The organism is Niveispirillum sp. GW835-FHT14G11, from assembly GCF_058793615.1.
On sequence record NZ_JBXAFZ010000003.1, the window covers coordinates 162,395 to 177,770 of the forward strand.

12 protein-coding genes are annotated in these 15,376 nt (G+C 65.2%); 10 read left to right on the forward strand and 2 right to left on the reverse strand.

Going from position 1 to position 15,376, the window contains the following annotated elements; genetic code table 11:
- The first annotated feature begins 171 nt into the window (after positions 1 to 171).
- The 9 genes from pgi to AC1Q7F_RS07130 all read left to right on the forward strand — a co-directional run bounded on the left by pgi (position 172) and on the right by AC1Q7F_RS07130 (position 10,763).
- The gene (gene pgi / locus AC1Q7F_RS07090; RefSeq protein ID WP_492505192.1) at positions 172 to 1,815 is read left to right on the forward strand and encodes a glucose-6-phosphate isomerase; all 1,644 of its coding nucleotides are present in this window, start codon (positions 172 to 174) and stop codon (positions 1,813 to 1,815) included.
- A gap of 71 nt (positions 1,816 to 1,886) precedes the next feature.
- The gene (locus AC1Q7F_RS07095) at positions 1,887 to 2,150 is read left to right on the forward strand and encodes a type II toxin-antitoxin system Phd/YefM family antitoxin (RefSeq protein WP_492505194.1); all 264 of its coding nucleotides are present in this window, start codon (positions 1,887 to 1,889) and stop codon (positions 2,148 to 2,150) included.
- On the forward strand, positions 2,147 to 2,533 hold the full coding sequence (locus AC1Q7F_RS07100) for a type II toxin-antitoxin system VapC family toxin (RefSeq protein WP_492505196.1): 387 nt from the start codon (positions 2,147 to 2,149) through the stop codon (positions 2,531 to 2,533). Before AC1Q7F_RS07095 ends, AC1Q7F_RS07100 begins: the two co-directional genes overlap by 4 nt.
- A 79-nt stretch (positions 2,534 to 2,612) precedes the next feature.
- The gene (locus AC1Q7F_RS07105) at positions 2,613 to 3,494 is read left to right on the forward strand and encodes a DUF817 domain-containing protein (RefSeq protein ID WP_492505198.1); all 882 of its coding nucleotides are present in this window, start codon (positions 2,613 to 2,615) and stop codon (positions 3,492 to 3,494) included.
- A gap of 111 nt (positions 3,495 to 3,605) precedes the next feature.
- Positions 3,606 to 6,335, forward strand: coding sequence for a cation-transporting P-type ATPase (locus tag AC1Q7F_RS07110; RefSeq protein ID WP_492505200.1), 2,730 nt, complete (start codon positions 3,606 to 3,608; stop codon positions 6,333 to 6,335).
- Positions 6,336 to 6,404: 69 nt separating this feature from the next.
- Positions 6,405 to 7,694, forward strand: a complete 1,290-nt coding sequence (locus AC1Q7F_RS07115; RefSeq protein WP_492505202.1) for a pentapeptide repeat-containing protein — start codon at positions 6,405 to 6,407, stop codon at positions 7,692 to 7,694.
- A 65-nt stretch (positions 7,695 to 7,759) separates the two neighbouring features.
- Positions 7,760 to 9,619 (forward strand): DNA mismatch repair endonuclease MutL, encoded by a 1,860-nt coding sequence (gene mutL / locus AC1Q7F_RS07120; RefSeq protein ID WP_492505204.1) that lies wholly within the window; start codon positions 7,760 to 7,762, stop codon positions 9,617 to 9,619.
- Positions 9,620 to 9,727: 108 nt separating this feature from the next.
- Complete coding sequence (locus AC1Q7F_RS07125; protein WP_492505206.1) at positions 9,728 to 10,111, forward strand: hypothetical protein; 384 nt, start codon at positions 9,728 to 9,730, stop codon at positions 10,109 to 10,111.
- A gap of 292 nt (positions 10,112 to 10,403) precedes the next feature.
- Positions 10,404 to 10,763, forward strand: coding sequence for a hypothetical protein (locus tag AC1Q7F_RS07130; RefSeq protein ID WP_492505208.1), 360 nt, complete (start codon positions 10,404 to 10,406; stop codon positions 10,761 to 10,763).
- Between the two features lie 6 nt (positions 10,764 to 10,769).
- On the opposite strand, the gene gcvA is transcribed toward AC1Q7F_RS07130, so the two are convergent.
- On the reverse strand, positions 10,770 to 11,738 hold the full coding sequence (gene gcvA / locus AC1Q7F_RS07135; RefSeq protein ID WP_492505210.1) for a transcriptional regulator GcvA: 969 nt from the start codon (positions 11,736 to 11,738) through the stop codon (positions 10,770 to 10,772).
- 127 nt (positions 11,739 to 11,865) lie between these two features.
- Between gcvA and AC1Q7F_RS07140 the strand changes: the two genes are divergently transcribed.
- Positions 11,866 to 12,072 (forward strand): hypothetical protein, encoded by a 207-nt coding sequence (locus tag AC1Q7F_RS07140; RefSeq protein WP_492505212.1) that lies wholly within the window; start codon positions 11,866 to 11,868, stop codon positions 12,070 to 12,072.
- Between the two features lie 85 nt (positions 12,073 to 12,157).
- On the opposite strand, the gene AC1Q7F_RS07145 is transcribed toward AC1Q7F_RS07140, so the two are convergent.
- Positions 12,158 to 15,193, reverse strand: coding sequence for a phosphoenolpyruvate carboxylase (locus AC1Q7F_RS07145; protein WP_492505214.1), 3,036 nt, complete (start codon positions 15,191 to 15,193; stop codon positions 12,158 to 12,160).
- Between the last annotated feature and the right edge of the window lie 183 nt (positions 15,194 to 15,376).

Genomic DNA, 15,376 nt, shown 5'->3' on the forward strand with positions numbered 1-15,376 from the left:
GTAACGCAGTTACATGAATGTCAGCCGGATATCTTTACTGTCGCAACACGACCACGCATCGTCGAAATCGGTAACCATCGCGGATTTTGTCGTGGTTGCGGGCTTGTCGGCCTGATCGGGCATGCTATCAATCGCAGGCAGACCGTCACGCTTCGGCCGGAGAGAGCCCCTATGTCCGCCCTGACCCGTTCCCCCGCCTGGCAGGCCCTGGCCGCCCACCGCAGCACCCTGGATGGGGTGACGATGCGCGACCTGTTCGCCACCGACCCCGTCCGCTTCGACCGTTATCGCATCACGGTCGACGGCATGCTGCTGGATTATGCCAAGAACCGCGTGACGGATGAAACGCTGTCGCTGCTGATCGATCTGGCAGAGCAGCAGAAGCTGGAGGAGATGCGCGACGCCATGTTCAGTGGCCAGCGCATCAACATCACCGAGGACCGCGCCGTCCTGCATGTGGCCCTGCGCAACCGTGTCGACCGCCCGATCCTGGTGGATGGGCAGGACGTTATGCCGAGCGTGTATGATGTGCTCGCCCGCCTGTATGCCTTCTGCCACAAGGTGCGCGACGGCGAATGGCGCGGCTTCGACGGGCAGCCCATCACCGACATCGTCAATATCGGCATCGGCGGGTCCGATCTGGGGCCGGTGATGGTGACCCAGGCGCTGACCCCGTGGCACCACCCGCATTTGCAGGCGCATTTCGTCTCCAACGTCGACGGCACCCACATTGCTGAGGTGCTGCGCCACGTCGATCCCGCTACCACCCTGTTCATCATCGCGTCCAAGACCTTCACGACGCAGGAGACGCTGGCCAACGCCCACACGGCGCGCGACTGGTTCCTGGCCAATGGCGGGGACGAGGCCGGGGTGGCCAAGCATTTCGTGGCCGTGTCAACCAACGCCGCGGAAGTGTCCAAGTTCGGCATCGATACCGACAACATGTTCGGCTTTTGGGATTGGGTCGGCGGGCGTTACAGCCTGTGGTCCGCCATCGGCCTTCCCATCGCGCTGATGGTGGGGCCGTCGAAGTTCGGGGAACTGCTGGCCGGCGCCCATGCCATGGACGAACATTTCCGCACCACGCCGCTGGCACAGAACATGCCGGTGATCCTGGGCCTGCTGGGCGTCTGGTACGGCAATTTCTGGGGGGCCACGGCCCATGCCGTTCTGCCCTATGACCAGTATCTGGCCCGGCTGCCCGCCTATCTTCAGCAGTTGGATATGGAGAGCAACGGCAAGTCGGTGGATCGTGACGGCAACGCGGTGGACTACACCACCGGCCCCATCATCTTCGGTGAGCCGGGGACCAACGGCCAGCATGCCTTCTACCAGCTGATCCACCAGGGCACCCACCTGATCCCCTGCGACTTCATCGCGCCGGTCAACAGCCAGAACCCGAACGGCCGGCACCATGCCATGCTGCTGTCCAACACGCTGGCCCAGACCGAGGCGCTGATGCGCGGCAAGAACCCGGCCGAGGTGCGGGCGGAGCTGGAGAAGGAGGGCAAGGCCGGCGACATCCTGGAGGCCTTGGCCCCGCACAAGGTGTTCACCGGCAACCGGCCCACCAATACCATCCTGGTCGACCAGTTGGACCCCTACCGCCTGGGCATGCTGGTGGCGCTCTATGAGCACAAGGTGTTCGTGCAGGGCATCGTCTGGAACATCAACAGCTTCGACCAGTGGGGCGTGGAACTGGGCAAGCAACTGGCCAAGGTCATCCTGCCGGAACTGGAGGGCGAGGCACCCAAGGCGCACGATGCCAGCACGGCCGGGCTGATCGGCGTGGTGAATGCCGGCAAGGTGGGATGAGGTTGCGGCCGCCATCACATTGTCATGGACCATTATCTGGTCCATATTTGGACATGTGATGGAGGTGTGCCATGGAAATCCCTGTCAGTGATGCGAAGGCACAGTTGACCGAACTGGTCCGGCGGGCCGAGGCGGGGGAGGATATTGTCCTGACCCGCCATGGACATGCCGTGGCCCGGCTTGTGCCCATGGCCACAAAGCCGGGCATCGACATGAACCGGCGCATGGCTTTTTTGCAGAATCTTGCCCGCCAATCCGCCGCCATCGTCAAGGCCGGCCCGCCGGCGGAACTGGCGGACCATTTCCTTTATGGGGATGACGGCCTGCCGCGATGATTGTCGTCGATACATCAGCCTTCATGGCTGTCCTGCTGGATGAACCCGCCGCGGTGGCCTGCATGCAGGCGCTATGCACGCCGGATATGGCCATCTCCGCCGGCACCTTGGCTGAACTGCTGATTGTCGCCGGCCAGCGGGGTGTCGCAGAGAAAGCAGAGCAGATGATTGACGAACTGGCCGTGGAAGTCGTCAAGGTCGATGAACGCTTTGCCCGATCTGTTGGCACCGCTTACGCCCGCTGGGGAAAGGGCAACCATCCGGCAGGCTTGAACTATGGCGATTGCTTCGCCTATGCGTTGGCCAAGCAACGGGACTGGCCGTTACTTTTTGTCGGGTCAGACTTCAGCCGCACCGATATCGTGCCCGCTATCGGACGTTGACGGCATCACGCCATCTTTCCGCCGCGCCCGCCTGCCACAAAGCCCCCGTTCCTTCCCCCCATGCGCAGCGCCCCGGCCCATGCTGAAACCCCATCCGCCCAGCGCCACCAGCGACTGGCCTCTGCTGACCCGGTTCATCGCGCGTGAGGCCGCCCTGGGCGCGGCCGCGAAGGCGCGTGGTCCCTGGGCGGCAGGTTCCTACGAATTCCTGCGCTTCGGGGTGAAGCAGGCCTGGGCCTGTCTTTATGGCGGGCTGATGCTGGCCCTGCTGTTGGCCACCTACCTGTTCTATCCGCGCGATGCCGGCCTGCCCCGCTACGATTTCCTGACCATCGCCGCCCTGGCGCTGCAGGTGGCACTGATCCGGCTGCGGATGGAGACGCGGGAGGAGGCTTTGGTCATCCTGATCTTCCATCTGGTCGGCACCGGCATGGAGATCTTCAAGACAGCGATGGGCTCCTGGGTCTATCCGGAGGACAGTTTCCTGCGCATCGGCGGGGTGCCCCTGTTCACCGGCTTCATGTATGCCGCCGTCGGTTCCTATATCGCGCGCGCCTGGCGGCTGTTCGATTTTCGCTTCAGCCACCATCCGCCCCTCTGGGCCGTGCTGGGCTTTGCAATCGCCGTCTATGCCAATTTCTTCCTGCATCATTTCTGGTGGGACCTGCGCTGGGGCCTGTTCGCGCTGGCGGGGCTGATCTTCGGGCGCTGCTGGATCTATTTCCGGGTGTGGCAACAGGACCGGCGCATGCCGCTGCTGGTCGGGTTCGCGCTGGTGGCCCTGTTCATCTGGTTCGCGGAAAACCTGGGTACCTTTGCCGGCGCCTGGATCTATCCCAGCCAGAAACAGGGATGGGCGATGGTTTCCGTCGCCAAGTTCGGGTCCTGGTTCCTGCTGATGCTGATTTCCTACGCCCTGGTGGCGCTGGTCCGGCGCCCGGCCGAACGGATGGGAAACTGAACCCTGTTTGACAGGGATCAACGGCATGCCATCAAAGCGCAGGTAAGATTGCGGAACGAAACGCGCCGACCCTGCGTCACTTCCGGGAAACAAAATAGCAGTCAGGTGTAAATGGTCAAAATGGCGGCCTCGCCGGTTGTTGCAACCGACGACAGGGCTTGGCACACATTACCGGCCGATGACGTGCAGGCGGCACTGGGCTGCGGGCCGGCCGGGCTGACTGCGGCGGAGATCGCTACGCGGCGCAACCGTTTCGGTCTCAACCAGTTGCCTGCCACCCCCGGCAGGCACGCGCTGCTGCGCTTCCTGGCGCAATTCAACAATGCCCTGATCTATTTCCTGCTGGCCGCCGCCATCGCCGCCTGGACCTTGGGGCATCATATCGACTCAGCAGTCATCCTGGCCGTCGTCATCCTCAACGCCCTTGTCGGATTCGTGCAGGAGGGCAAGGCGGAAATGGCGCTGAACGCCATCCGCTCCATGATCTCCCCCCATGCCAACATCATCCGCGACGGCGTGCGCGGCACGGTGCCCGCGGCCGATCTGGTGCCGGGTGATCTGGTGCTGCTGGAGGCCGGCGACCGCGTACCCGCCGACCTGCGACTGATCAAGGCCCGCTTCCTGCTGGTGGAGGAAGCGGCATTGACCGGCGAGTCGATGCCATCGGAAAAGCGGACCGCCCCGGTGACGCCGGAAACCCCGCTGGCGGAGCGCACCTGCATGGCGTTTTCCGGCACGCTGGTGGCGGCGGGCCAGGGGACGGGCGTTGTGGTGGCCACGGGCAGCGACACGCAGATTGGCCATATCAGCCGCCTGATCAGCCAGGTGCAGGAGATCACCACCCCGCTTCTGGTTCAGATCAACAGCTTTGGCCGGCGTTTCACCTGGATATGCGCCATTGTCGCGGCCCTGCTGTTCGCCTTCGCCGTTCTGGTCCGGCACTATGCCTGGGAAGAGGCGTTGATCGCCGTCGTGGCACTGGCCGTGGGCGCCATCCCGGAGGGGCTGCCCGCCGTCATCACCATCACCCTGGCCATCGGGGTGCAGCGCATGGCGGCGCGCAAGGCCATTGTCCGCCGCCTGCCGGCCGTGGAGACGCTGGGGTCGACCTCCATCATCTGTTCGGACAAGACCGGCACCCTGACCCGCAACGAGATGATGGCCACCCGTCTGATCACGACCCGGCATGAGGTGAAGGTCAGCGGGGCCGGATATCTCCCGCAAGGCAGCTTCAGCGCCGGTAGCGGGGACGAGGATGTGCTATCGCTGGCCATGGCGTCGCCACTGCTGCGCACGGCCATTCTGTGCAACGACGCACAACTGCGCCAGGGTGCCACCGGCTGGCAGGTGGACGGCGACCCGATGGAAGGGGCACTGATCTGCCTGGTGATGAAGGCCGGGCTGGACCCCACGCATGTGCGCGGCGAGTGGCCGCGCCTGGACGAAATCCCCTTCGATGCGCAACACCGCTTCATGGCCACCCTGAACCGGGGGCCGGAAGGGGGACGGATCTTTGTGAAGGGCGCCCCGGAAAAGCTTCTGTCCATGGCGGCGGCGCAAATGGGTGCAGACGGGCCGGAGCCGCTGGATGTCGCCTTCTGGCAGGCCGGCATTGCCCGGGCGGCCGAACAGGGCGAACGCGTGCTGGGCTTCGCGGTGAAACCCACCCCGGACGGGCTGGATCGTCTGTCCGTCATCGGACTGGAGGCGGGCTTGGTTTTCATCGGCCTGATCGGCTTCATCGATCCCCCCCGGCCGGAAGCCGTGGCCGCCATCGCCGAATGCCGCACCGCCGGCATCAAGGTGAAGATGATCACCGGCGACCATGGCACCACCGCCGCCGCCATCGCCACCCAGTTGGGCTTCGCCGAACGACCGGAGGTGGTGACCGGGGCGGCATTGGACCCGCTGTCGGAGGGTGAGTTGCGCGTTGTGGCCAGCCGGGCCGACGTCTTTGCCCGCACCAACCCTGAACATAAGCTGCGCATCGTCCGGGCGCTGCAGGCCGAAGGCGGCATCGTCGCCATGACGGGGGACGGGGTGAACGACGCCCCGTCCCTGAAACAGGCCAATGTCGGCATCGCCATGGGGGGCAAGGGCACGGAAGCGGCGAAGGAGGCGGCGCAGATCGTCCTGCTGGATGATAACTTCGCCACCATCGTCGCCGCCGTGCGGGAAGGCCGGGCGGTGCATGACAATATCCGCAAGGTCATCGTCTGGACACTGCCGGCCGACGGGGGCGAGGTGCTGACCGTCATCGCCGCCATCCTGGCCGGCTTTGCCATGCCGATGACCGCGACCCAGATCCTCTGGGTCAATCTGGTCACCACCGTCGTGTTGGGTCTGGTGCTGGCGTTCGAACCGGCGGAACCAGGCATCATGCGCCGTCCTCCCCGGCCCGGCAAAGCGGCCCTGCTGTCGCCCTTCATGGTCTGGCGGCTGTTTTTCGTCTCCGGCCTGTTCCTGGCCTGCACCCTCTCCGTCTTCTTTTATGCGCTGGCAGGAGGATTGGACATCGAGACGGCGCGGACCATGGTGGCCAACACCCTGGTGGTGCTGGAGGTGTTCTATCTGTTCAATGTGCGTTGTCTGCATGCGGGCTCCATCATCTGGCGCGGGATCATTGACACGCGCGTTGTGCTGATCGCGGTGGCTGTCATCACCGTGACGCAGGCAGCCTTCACCTATCTCCCCTTCATGCAGGTGCTGTTCGACACAAGGCCATTGGGGCTGCTGGACGCGCTGCTGGTGGTGTCCACGGGCATCCTGCTGCTGCTGGTGCTGGAGGCGGAGAAGGCGCTGATCCGCCGTTTCGGACTGTTCAGTGACCTTGATTCATAAAATTTTTGTAAATCCCGACCAAGGATGGCTCATCATGTATTGAAAATTGCCCAGCCGGGAGAAGCGAAATTGGCCGACCAGAGGGCCCATTACAAGGCGACCCAGGAACAGTTGGACGCCATCCTGAAGCGGCACGAGATGTTCCGGAACGCCCGCATGGGCGGGGCCCGCGCCGTGCTGGCCAATTACGACCTGTCGGGGCTGAACCTGTCGGGCCGCGACCTGGCCCATGCCGACCTGACCGGCTGCATCCTGCGCCGCGCCAACCTGGCCGGCGCCAATCTGGATTGCTGCACCCTGTTCGCCGCCGACCTGCGGGAGGCGACCTTGACCGGCGCGTCCCTGGTGAAGGTCGATCTGCGCGGCGCCAGCCTGCGCGGGGCCGACCTGACAGGTGCCAATCTGGTCAGCGCCGATCTGCGCGACGGGTCGCTGGCCGAACGCGGCGCCGATGGCAGCCTGAAGATCGTGGTGGTGGAAAGCGATGCCAGCCCGGCCGACATGCAGGGGGCGAAACTGGCCAATGCCAACCTGTCACAGGCCAAGCTGTCGGGTGCGGTGGCCATGCATACCGACTTCACCGACGCGGTGATGCGCGGGACCAAACTGGTACGCGCCAACCTGCGCAACGCCACCCTGGACGGCGCCATCCTGGAAGGGGCCGACATGTCGGGCGCCGATGTGCGCGGCGCCAGCCTGAAGGGGGCTGTGCTGACCGGAGCGGTCCTGGTGATGACGGAAATGGCCAATGCCGACATGGCCGGGGCCTTGACCGACAAGCCGGCCGGCAAGCCCGCCAGCGCCCTGCCCCGCCCTCTGGAGCAGATGCTGAAGCTGCATGCCGAATGGGTGGGCACGGCGGGACAGTCGGGACTGGCGCTGGACCTGACCGGATATGATCTGCGCGACGCGGGCAGCCTGTCGCATGCCTGCCTGACACGCCTGCACGCACCGGGCGTCATCCTTTATGGCATGGACCTGTCGGCCGCGCAGATCCAGGTGGGCAATCTGGCGGGTGCCGATCTGCGCGGGGCCAACCTGTCGGGCTGCGACCTGCGCGGCATCAACCTGACCGACGCCATGCTGGGCAATGCCAATCTGTCGGAGGCCAATCTGGGCTATCTGAAGATCGACGCCACCCGCTTCGTGCGCAGCGAACTGGCGGGCGCCAAGCTGCGCTATGCCAACCTGTCGGGCGCGCGGCTGGTGAAGGCCAATTTCGCCGGTGCCGACCTGTCCTTCGCCAATCTGCTGCAGGCGGATTTGAAGGAGGCGGACCTGACGGGGGTTCGTCTGTCGGGCGCTAAGGTCAAGCGGGAGCAGATGGCGGAAGTGGTAGGGATCAAGATTCCAGGCTAGACCCCGGCTTCCCATAACTTGTGGCTGGCTTGGCGGACAGCCCCCATCGGTGCTATGACCGTCCCATGCCGACCATCCGCCGCCTTCCCGATAATCTCGTCAACCAGATCGCCGCCGGCGAGGTGGTGGAGCGTCCTGCCGCCGCTGTGAAGGAGCTGGTGGAGAATGCGCTGGATGCCGGGGCGCGGCGCATCGATGTCACCCTGCGCGACGGCGGCAAGGCGCTGCTGTCCGTCGCCGACGATGGGTGCGGCATGGAGCCGGAGCAACTGGCCCTGTCGGTGGAACGGCATGCAACGTCGAAGCTGCCTGATGGCGACCTGACCGACATCCGCACCTTGGGCTTCCGGGGCGAGGCGTTGCCCAGCATCGGTGCCGTCAGCCGCCTGACCATCACCAGCCGTACCGAAAATGCCGACCATGCCAGCGCCATCCTGGTAGAGGGCGGCACAGTGCATCCGGTGGGCCCGGCGCCGGGCGGTCTGGGCACGCGGGTGGAGGTGCGGGACCTGTTCTTCGCCACGCCGGCCCGCCTGAAATTCCTGAAGGGCAGCCGCACCGAAAGCCAGCATGCCGTCGATGTGGTCGAACGCCTGGCCATGGCCCATCCAAATGTCGCCTTCACTGTGACGGACGACGGGCGCACACCGGTACGCCTGACCGCCAGCACGGGCGAGGCGGCGATGGCCCGCCTGGGCCGGCTGGGGGCCGTGCTGGGACGGGAGTTCCAGGAGAATGCCATTCCCGTGGATGCCGAACGGGCCGGCGTACGGCTGGTCGGGCATATCGGTCTGCCCACCTATAATAAGCCGACATCGGCCGGTCAGTACCTGTTCGTCAATGGGCGGCCGGTGAAGGACCGGCTGATGGTGGGGGCGGTGCGGGGCGCCTATGCCGATTTCCTGGCCCGTGACCGGCATCCCGTGCTGGCCCTGTTCCTGACGCTGAACCCGCATGACGTGGACGTGAATGTCCATCCCGCCAAGACGGAGGTGCGGTTCCGCGACCAGGCGCTGATCCGCGGCCTGATCGTCGGCGCCCTGAAACATGCCCTGGCCGCCGCCGGCCACCGCGCCAGCACCACCGTCGCCGCCGACACGCTGGCCAGCCTGACGCCGCGCATCGCCCCGCAGAGCAGCCTGCTCTGGGAACCGCAGCGCCCCACCAATCCGCCGCCCTATGCCCAGCAGCATCACGCCGCGCCGCCGGTAAGCCGGGAGATGGCAGAGGCCGCCTGGCATTTCCAGGCGCCGCAGCCCATGGGCGCACCCCCTGCCCCCACCGATTTCGCCCCGGCGGCGCGGATGGAGGAAGCCGATGCCATCGCCGCCACCGCACCCAGCTTTCCCTTAGGCGCCGCACGGGCGCAGTTGCACGCGACCTACATCGTGGCCCAGACCGACAATGGCATCGTCATCGTCGACCAACACGCCGCACATGAACGGCTGGTCTATGAGCGGATGAAGAAGGAGATGCTGGGCGGCGGAGTGAAGCGGCAGGGCCTGCTGATCCCCGAAGTGGTGGAACTGGACCCCGCCGATGCCGAGCGCGTGGGCGAGCGATCGGACGAGTTGGCGGAACTGGGCCTGGTCCTGGAAAGCTTCGGGTCGGGGGCCATCGTGGTACGGGAGGTACCGGCCATGCTGGGCGCGCGTGCCGATGTGCGCGGCCTGATCAAGGATATCGCCGACGAACTGGCGGAGATGGGTGACGCCCATGCCTTGAAGGAGAAGCTGGACGCCATCTGCTCCCGTATGGCCTGTCACGGCTCGGTCCGTGCCGGCCGGCCGATGAATGTGGAGGAGATGAACGCGCTGCTACGCCAGATGGAGGCCACGCCCCATTCCGGCCAGTGCAACCATGGCCGCCCCACCTATGTCGAATTGAAACTGGGCGACATCGAAAGACTGTTCGGGAGAAGGTAAATCTGTTCCTGAAACTGCCCCCCCCCCGAAACCCGGCAGAATTTTCCTGATAAAAGCCGGCATGTGGCTTGCTTATACCCTCCCGTCCTTTTCACCGGGAGGGTCCACATGCACGACCGACTACAGCGCCCGGGGGTTGCCAAGCCGACAGCCTCCTTCCTGCGTACCAAGGAGACCAAGCCCGCCGGCGGTTTCGACGGATTGCCCGCCGGGCTGCGGCTGCTGGACGACGCCAAGGATAATGTCGGCCTGGCGGAAATTCTTGCCGCCCTGACGGCAGAACCTGCCCAGCCCGACATGCGCCTGCGCGAGGTGGAAGACAGCATCCGCCGCCACTGGGCCGTACTGCGCAACCTGGTGCGCGAACATGCCGAACTGACCCGGGCGGCCATGAACCTGCCGTCCAACGCCGCCTCCGTGCGCGCTGATCGGCCGTTGCCCAAGGTGGCGATGTTCACGCCGCCATCGCGCGGGATCGTCGCGGCAGAATAATACCAACCTGCGACGCAGGTTGGTTGGCGCATTGAGCGCCCGCGCGCCCATGCGCGCGTCGCCAAACGGCCGGAGGGCCGCGCCGGCGATTGAGGGCATTGATCGTGACCAACAGTCATGAACAATGCAGCGTGTGTATGGGCTGTGACAAGTCCGGTGAGTGCGGGACGGGCCATGGCAAATCCGCCGGCCCGCCCCGCCACCGCCCGGTGCTTGACCGGGTTTCGCCGCAATCTCTCTCCATCTTTGTCCATGGACGCCAGCTGGCGCCGATGACGACAAGGTGGCGGTTATGAGTTTCGCGATGAAAATCCTGGTCCTTTCCTGCCTGGCGGCCCTGCTGGGGGCGTGCGCCGGCCTATGGGACATGACCGCCGACACGCTGTCGGGAACGCTGGCCATTCTGGCTGCCTCGGCCTTTCTCTTCGCCCTGTTCCTGCCGCGGCTCGCCGCCCTGGGTGTGATGGGCCTGGCCGGCGGCGTGCTGCTGGCGCATCTGATGGCCTATCCGCCACCGGGCAGTTCCCTGCCCGTACTGGAGCGCGGGCTGATCGCCGCGGCCGTGGCGCTTTTGCCGGCCGCCGCCGGCGCCCTGGCCGGCATCCTCGTCGCCCGAACGGCCGCCCATTTCGGGCTGCGCAGCGCGGACTGAAGCGGTTCAGCCATTTGCCGCCAGACGCGGCCCGGCCAGGGGGATATTCAATATCCCACCCAGCGCCCCGCACTGCCCCTCACAGGCATTGACCTCCGACAGGATCCAGTCCCGGAAGGCCTTGATCTTCGGCTCGTCCACCCGGCGCTGGGAACAGACCAGCCAATAGGACCGGTCGGTGACCAGCACCAGATCCGGGAACGGCACCACCAGCCGGCCCGAGGCGATGTCGGCAGCGAAGAAGGCGGGGCAGACCAGCGCCACGCCCTGGCCCATCACCGCCGCCTGCCCCGTGATCGACTGCATGTCATATTGCGGGCCGCTGCGCATCCGGTCCACGGCCACCCCGGCCTGGGCGAACCATTGGTGCCAATAGCGGATATCCTCCTGGTCGTTATAATCCAGCAGCGGCAACCGCGCGATGTCCGACGGGTGGCGGATGCCGCCCATGCGGTCGGCCAGGATCGGGCTGATCACCGGGGTCAGGCGGTATTGCACCAGCTTTTCCGACACCGTACCCGACCATTGCCCATGGCCCGACCGGATGGCGACGTCGAACTGGTGGTTCAGGTCGCCGATCCCCACCGAACTGTCCAGCCGTACGGCAAGGTCAGGCCGGCGCAGCTGGAAATGGCCCAGGCGCGGCACCAGCCAGTGCGAGGCGAAGGTGGGCAGCGTCGTCACCGACAGTACCTTGTCCTGCGCCGCGTCGGTCAGTTTGTGCATGGTAGAGCGGATACGGTCGAACGCATCCTCCACCGCCGCCTGCAATTCCAGCCCGGCCGGCGTCAGTTCGAGCTTGCGCGTCAGGCGGCGGAACAGTTCCCGCCCGACATGGTCCTCAAGCTGTCTTATTTGATAGGACACGGCCGCCTGGGTGACGGCCATCTCGTCCGCCGCCTTGGTGAAGGACAGGTGGCGGGCAGCAGTTTCAAAGGCACGGAGCGCATTCAGCGGCGGCAGACGCTTGTCCATGAACAGCTCCCTATGCACAAGGCCAGTTATTGCATCCTATCGGGATTACTCGTTTGTCGTCCAGGCCGGAATGGGCAAAAAATGGTCCAACAGAGACCCAATGGCGGTTCGGAAAGGAACCCTGACAATGCAAAAGCTGAACTTGGTCCATGGGGCTGCATCGCGGCCGCAAACCCTGGTGCTTGCCTGCACCACACCCCCATCCCGCCGGATGACGGCCCTGTCGGGCTTGGCCGCGCAGTTGCAAGCAGTGCTGACCGAACTGCTGGCCGGCGAAGCCTATCGCCACGGCATCCCGCCGCAATTGAAGCGGGATGTGGGGTATTGGGGTTGAGCGCGACGGTGCAGTCCCCGGAAAGCAGCACAGGGCGGATCGGGATAACCGATCCGCCCTGTTCGTTTCAGCTTCGACGTTTGGCTTATCCGAAGAACCCAATCCGCTGCGTCAGCGCGTTGCTGGTCCGGCGGATCAGTTCATAGAGCGAGGCCAGCGGCCGGAAGATGTTCTGATTCTCCTGGCTATAATCCTGGCTCTCGTCGCTGACATAGGTGGCGACCTCCCCGAACCCTTCGTCCAGGGTGGCCTCGGTACGCGCCGGGAAGATGCGGGCCAGCTGTTCCAGGGCCCAGGGAATATCCAGGTGCAGCAGGCGGGTCACCAGCCGCTGATTAGTGATGGAATGCTGGCTGGAGAATTCCGGGATATGCACGGCCAAGCGATAGACCTGATGGATCAGCGACAGACGCACGGCATGCAACAGGGCCAGATGCCGGTCCAGCTCCGGATTGGGCTTGGGTGCTGCCCCCGCCCGCTCCAGATTCTGCCGCAGCACGCCGTAATCGCGATAGAGCTTGCGGAAGATGCGGATCAGGCGGGCCTGGGTCGGCGTCTCCTCCAGCACGGCCGCGATGCGGCGCATATCGTCGGCTTCCAGCGGATTGTCGGTGCGCGCCGCCCGCGTCAGCCAATGACCGGGGTCCAGCGTGTCGACATAGGCCTTCAGCGCATCAGGGCAGCTGACCGCCGTGCCATAGATGACGATGCCGATCAGTTCGCGAAAGCGCGGTGACGTGGCATAGAGTGTGCGGAACTGTTCGGGATCACGGTCGATGGCTTCGCCCACACCCGACAGCACATTGGCCGCCAAGCCCATCTGCAACAGCACGGCATTATGCGGAATGGCACGGAACTGCCCGGCCATGACGCGGGCCGCCGGATCGGGGGCGGCATCATGCTGGCGCTTGATGGCGCGGCTGCCGCTGGGGAACAGCAGGTTGGTGCCGAAGGCGGCCAGCAACTCGCCATAGTTCGGGTCCTCGACCAGCCCGACCTGGAAGGCCTTCACGGTGGTGAAAAATTCCCGGATATAATCGCCCTTGGCATAGAACACGTCATGGTCCAGGTCCGGCTTGGCCGTGCCGATCATATATTCCAGAATGCGGGTGACCACGGCCATGGCCGAAGCCGGTGTCACGAAATAGGTGTAGCCGTCACCACCCTGGAAGCTGACCTCCTGCTTCAGATCGATATTGTGCTTGGCCGCGAAAGCCAGCGTCGCCGGCGGGCTGACATAGGCCAGACGGTTATGCAAGCTGGCGGGGTGGCCGCCGCGGCCGATGCTTTCGCCATGGGTGTCGAAGATCACCAGCTGCACATTGGTCAGCGCATGGCGGGTGAACAGGCGCAGCACGCGCAGGCGCAGGCGTTCGATGGACGCACTGGCCGGCGTCTGGCCCAGATAGCGGCCGGCATCGGAATAGCCGGTCTGGATGCACAGGCGCCCACGCTTCTGCACATAGGCGCGGTAATGCGGGTTTTCCAGCAGCTGTTCGATGATGCGGCTGCCGGTCTCCAGCGCCTTTTCCGTTTCGAACAGCGGGCTGATATCGACCCGGTCCTCCACCCCGAACAGCTTGGCGAAATAGAGGGCCGACAGCACCGTGAAGGCGCTCTCGCTCTCCGCGATCAGGAAGCGGATCGGCGTGCGCGCATCGGAATATTTCAGCATCTGCGCCACGACCATGAACAGGCGCTTGGCACTGGTGCGTTCGGCCACGACGGAGCCGAAATTGATATCGACCGGCTCCACCTTGTCCAACAGGTCGGTCAGGGTGGCCAGGTAGGACTGGCGGTAGCGCGGGTCATCCGCCGCCGTATCCAGACCAACCGCCTTGCGGATGGCATTGTGGACCTGGGTGCTGTTCAGTCGGACATGGGTATGGGCCATGCCCAGGCCGAAGGTCGCCAGTTCGGCCCGCAGCACGGCCAGCTGTTCCACCGTGTCCAAGGCCTTGTCACCCTCGATCGCGGCGGACAGGCGGATGGCACGGTTCACAAATTCGATGGCTTCGGTGGCATCGACCAGACGCAGGGGCAGGCCTTCATGCATGCGCTTGGCGATGCGGCGCAGATGCTCCAGATCCTGGGCCTCTGATCCGCCGAAGGCCGCGATCTCGTCCGTCACCTGGTTCAGCGCCAGGGCCAGCCGGCTTTCGATCAAAGCCAGTGTGTGGCGCAAATCCTCCAGCACCGGCGCGCCGGCGCGGATGTCGCGCAGGTTGGACAGGTAATAGCGCAACTGACGCTGCTGCACGATCAGGCGCTTGTGCAGCGTGTCGGACCAGCGGATATCGGACCGTCCGTCCAGGTCGTAGCCGACCCAGGACGCTACGGTCAGCAGCCGCGGCGTCAGTTCCGTCCAGCGTTCCGGATAATGCCGGCGACCCACGCGCAGCACGGCGCGGTAGAGCGCGCGGATGGCGATCTGGATATTGGCGATGGCGTCCAGCGACAGCTCATGCTCGCGCGTCAGCGACATGTCTTCGGGCGCGTGTTCGGCCGTCGCCATCTGGCGGATCAGGGCCTCGCGCGCCTCGGCGGTCAGCGGCTTGCCGGTCTGGTCGCGGCCCGTGGCCAGACAGGCCATGGTCACCATCTGCGTCCCCGACAGGTTGAAGGTCGGGTGCGCGGTAATAACGATACCGAACACCTCCTTCTCCACCAGCTTCTGGAACGCCTCGAACGTCAGGGGATCGCCACCGCTGCCGGCCGCGGCCACGTCCAGCAATTCTTCCATGCGGCTGGCATTGGCTTCGGGCGATGCCTCGCCCAAGTAATTGGAGAGGCGGGCGGAACGGGCCAGGAAACCTTCGGCCGACAGGTACTGGATCAACTGCTCCAGCGCGCCGGGCGACAATTCGCCTGACGCGACGCGGCGGGAAATGTCGAGCGCCAGCAGCATGACGGGATTGGCAAACGGATCCTTCGCCCCTTCGGTGCTGAACCGGTCCAGCTGGCCCATCAGGTCCGATGCCAGGGTCCGCACATCCAGGCCCTTGGGCGCCGGGAAGCGGGCCTGCTTGGTGGACAGCAATGCCCCCTTGGCCGTCGTGGTGCCCAGGAATTCCAGATCAGACGGGGCGGCGGCTTGGGGCATGGCGGGATCCAGCGGCATGGGGGCTTCCATCTTATACGCGAAGGCGGCATTCTGCTGCGGCGCAGCGTCGCAGGGTGAGGTAACTCCGTTACATCTGTCAACGCCGAATGGGTAATGACGGACATAATCAGTCCGCATTGCGCCTCGGATTGAAGCGATAGAATAATTGAGGTGGGGTCCGCTGGCGATAGATTACTTGTA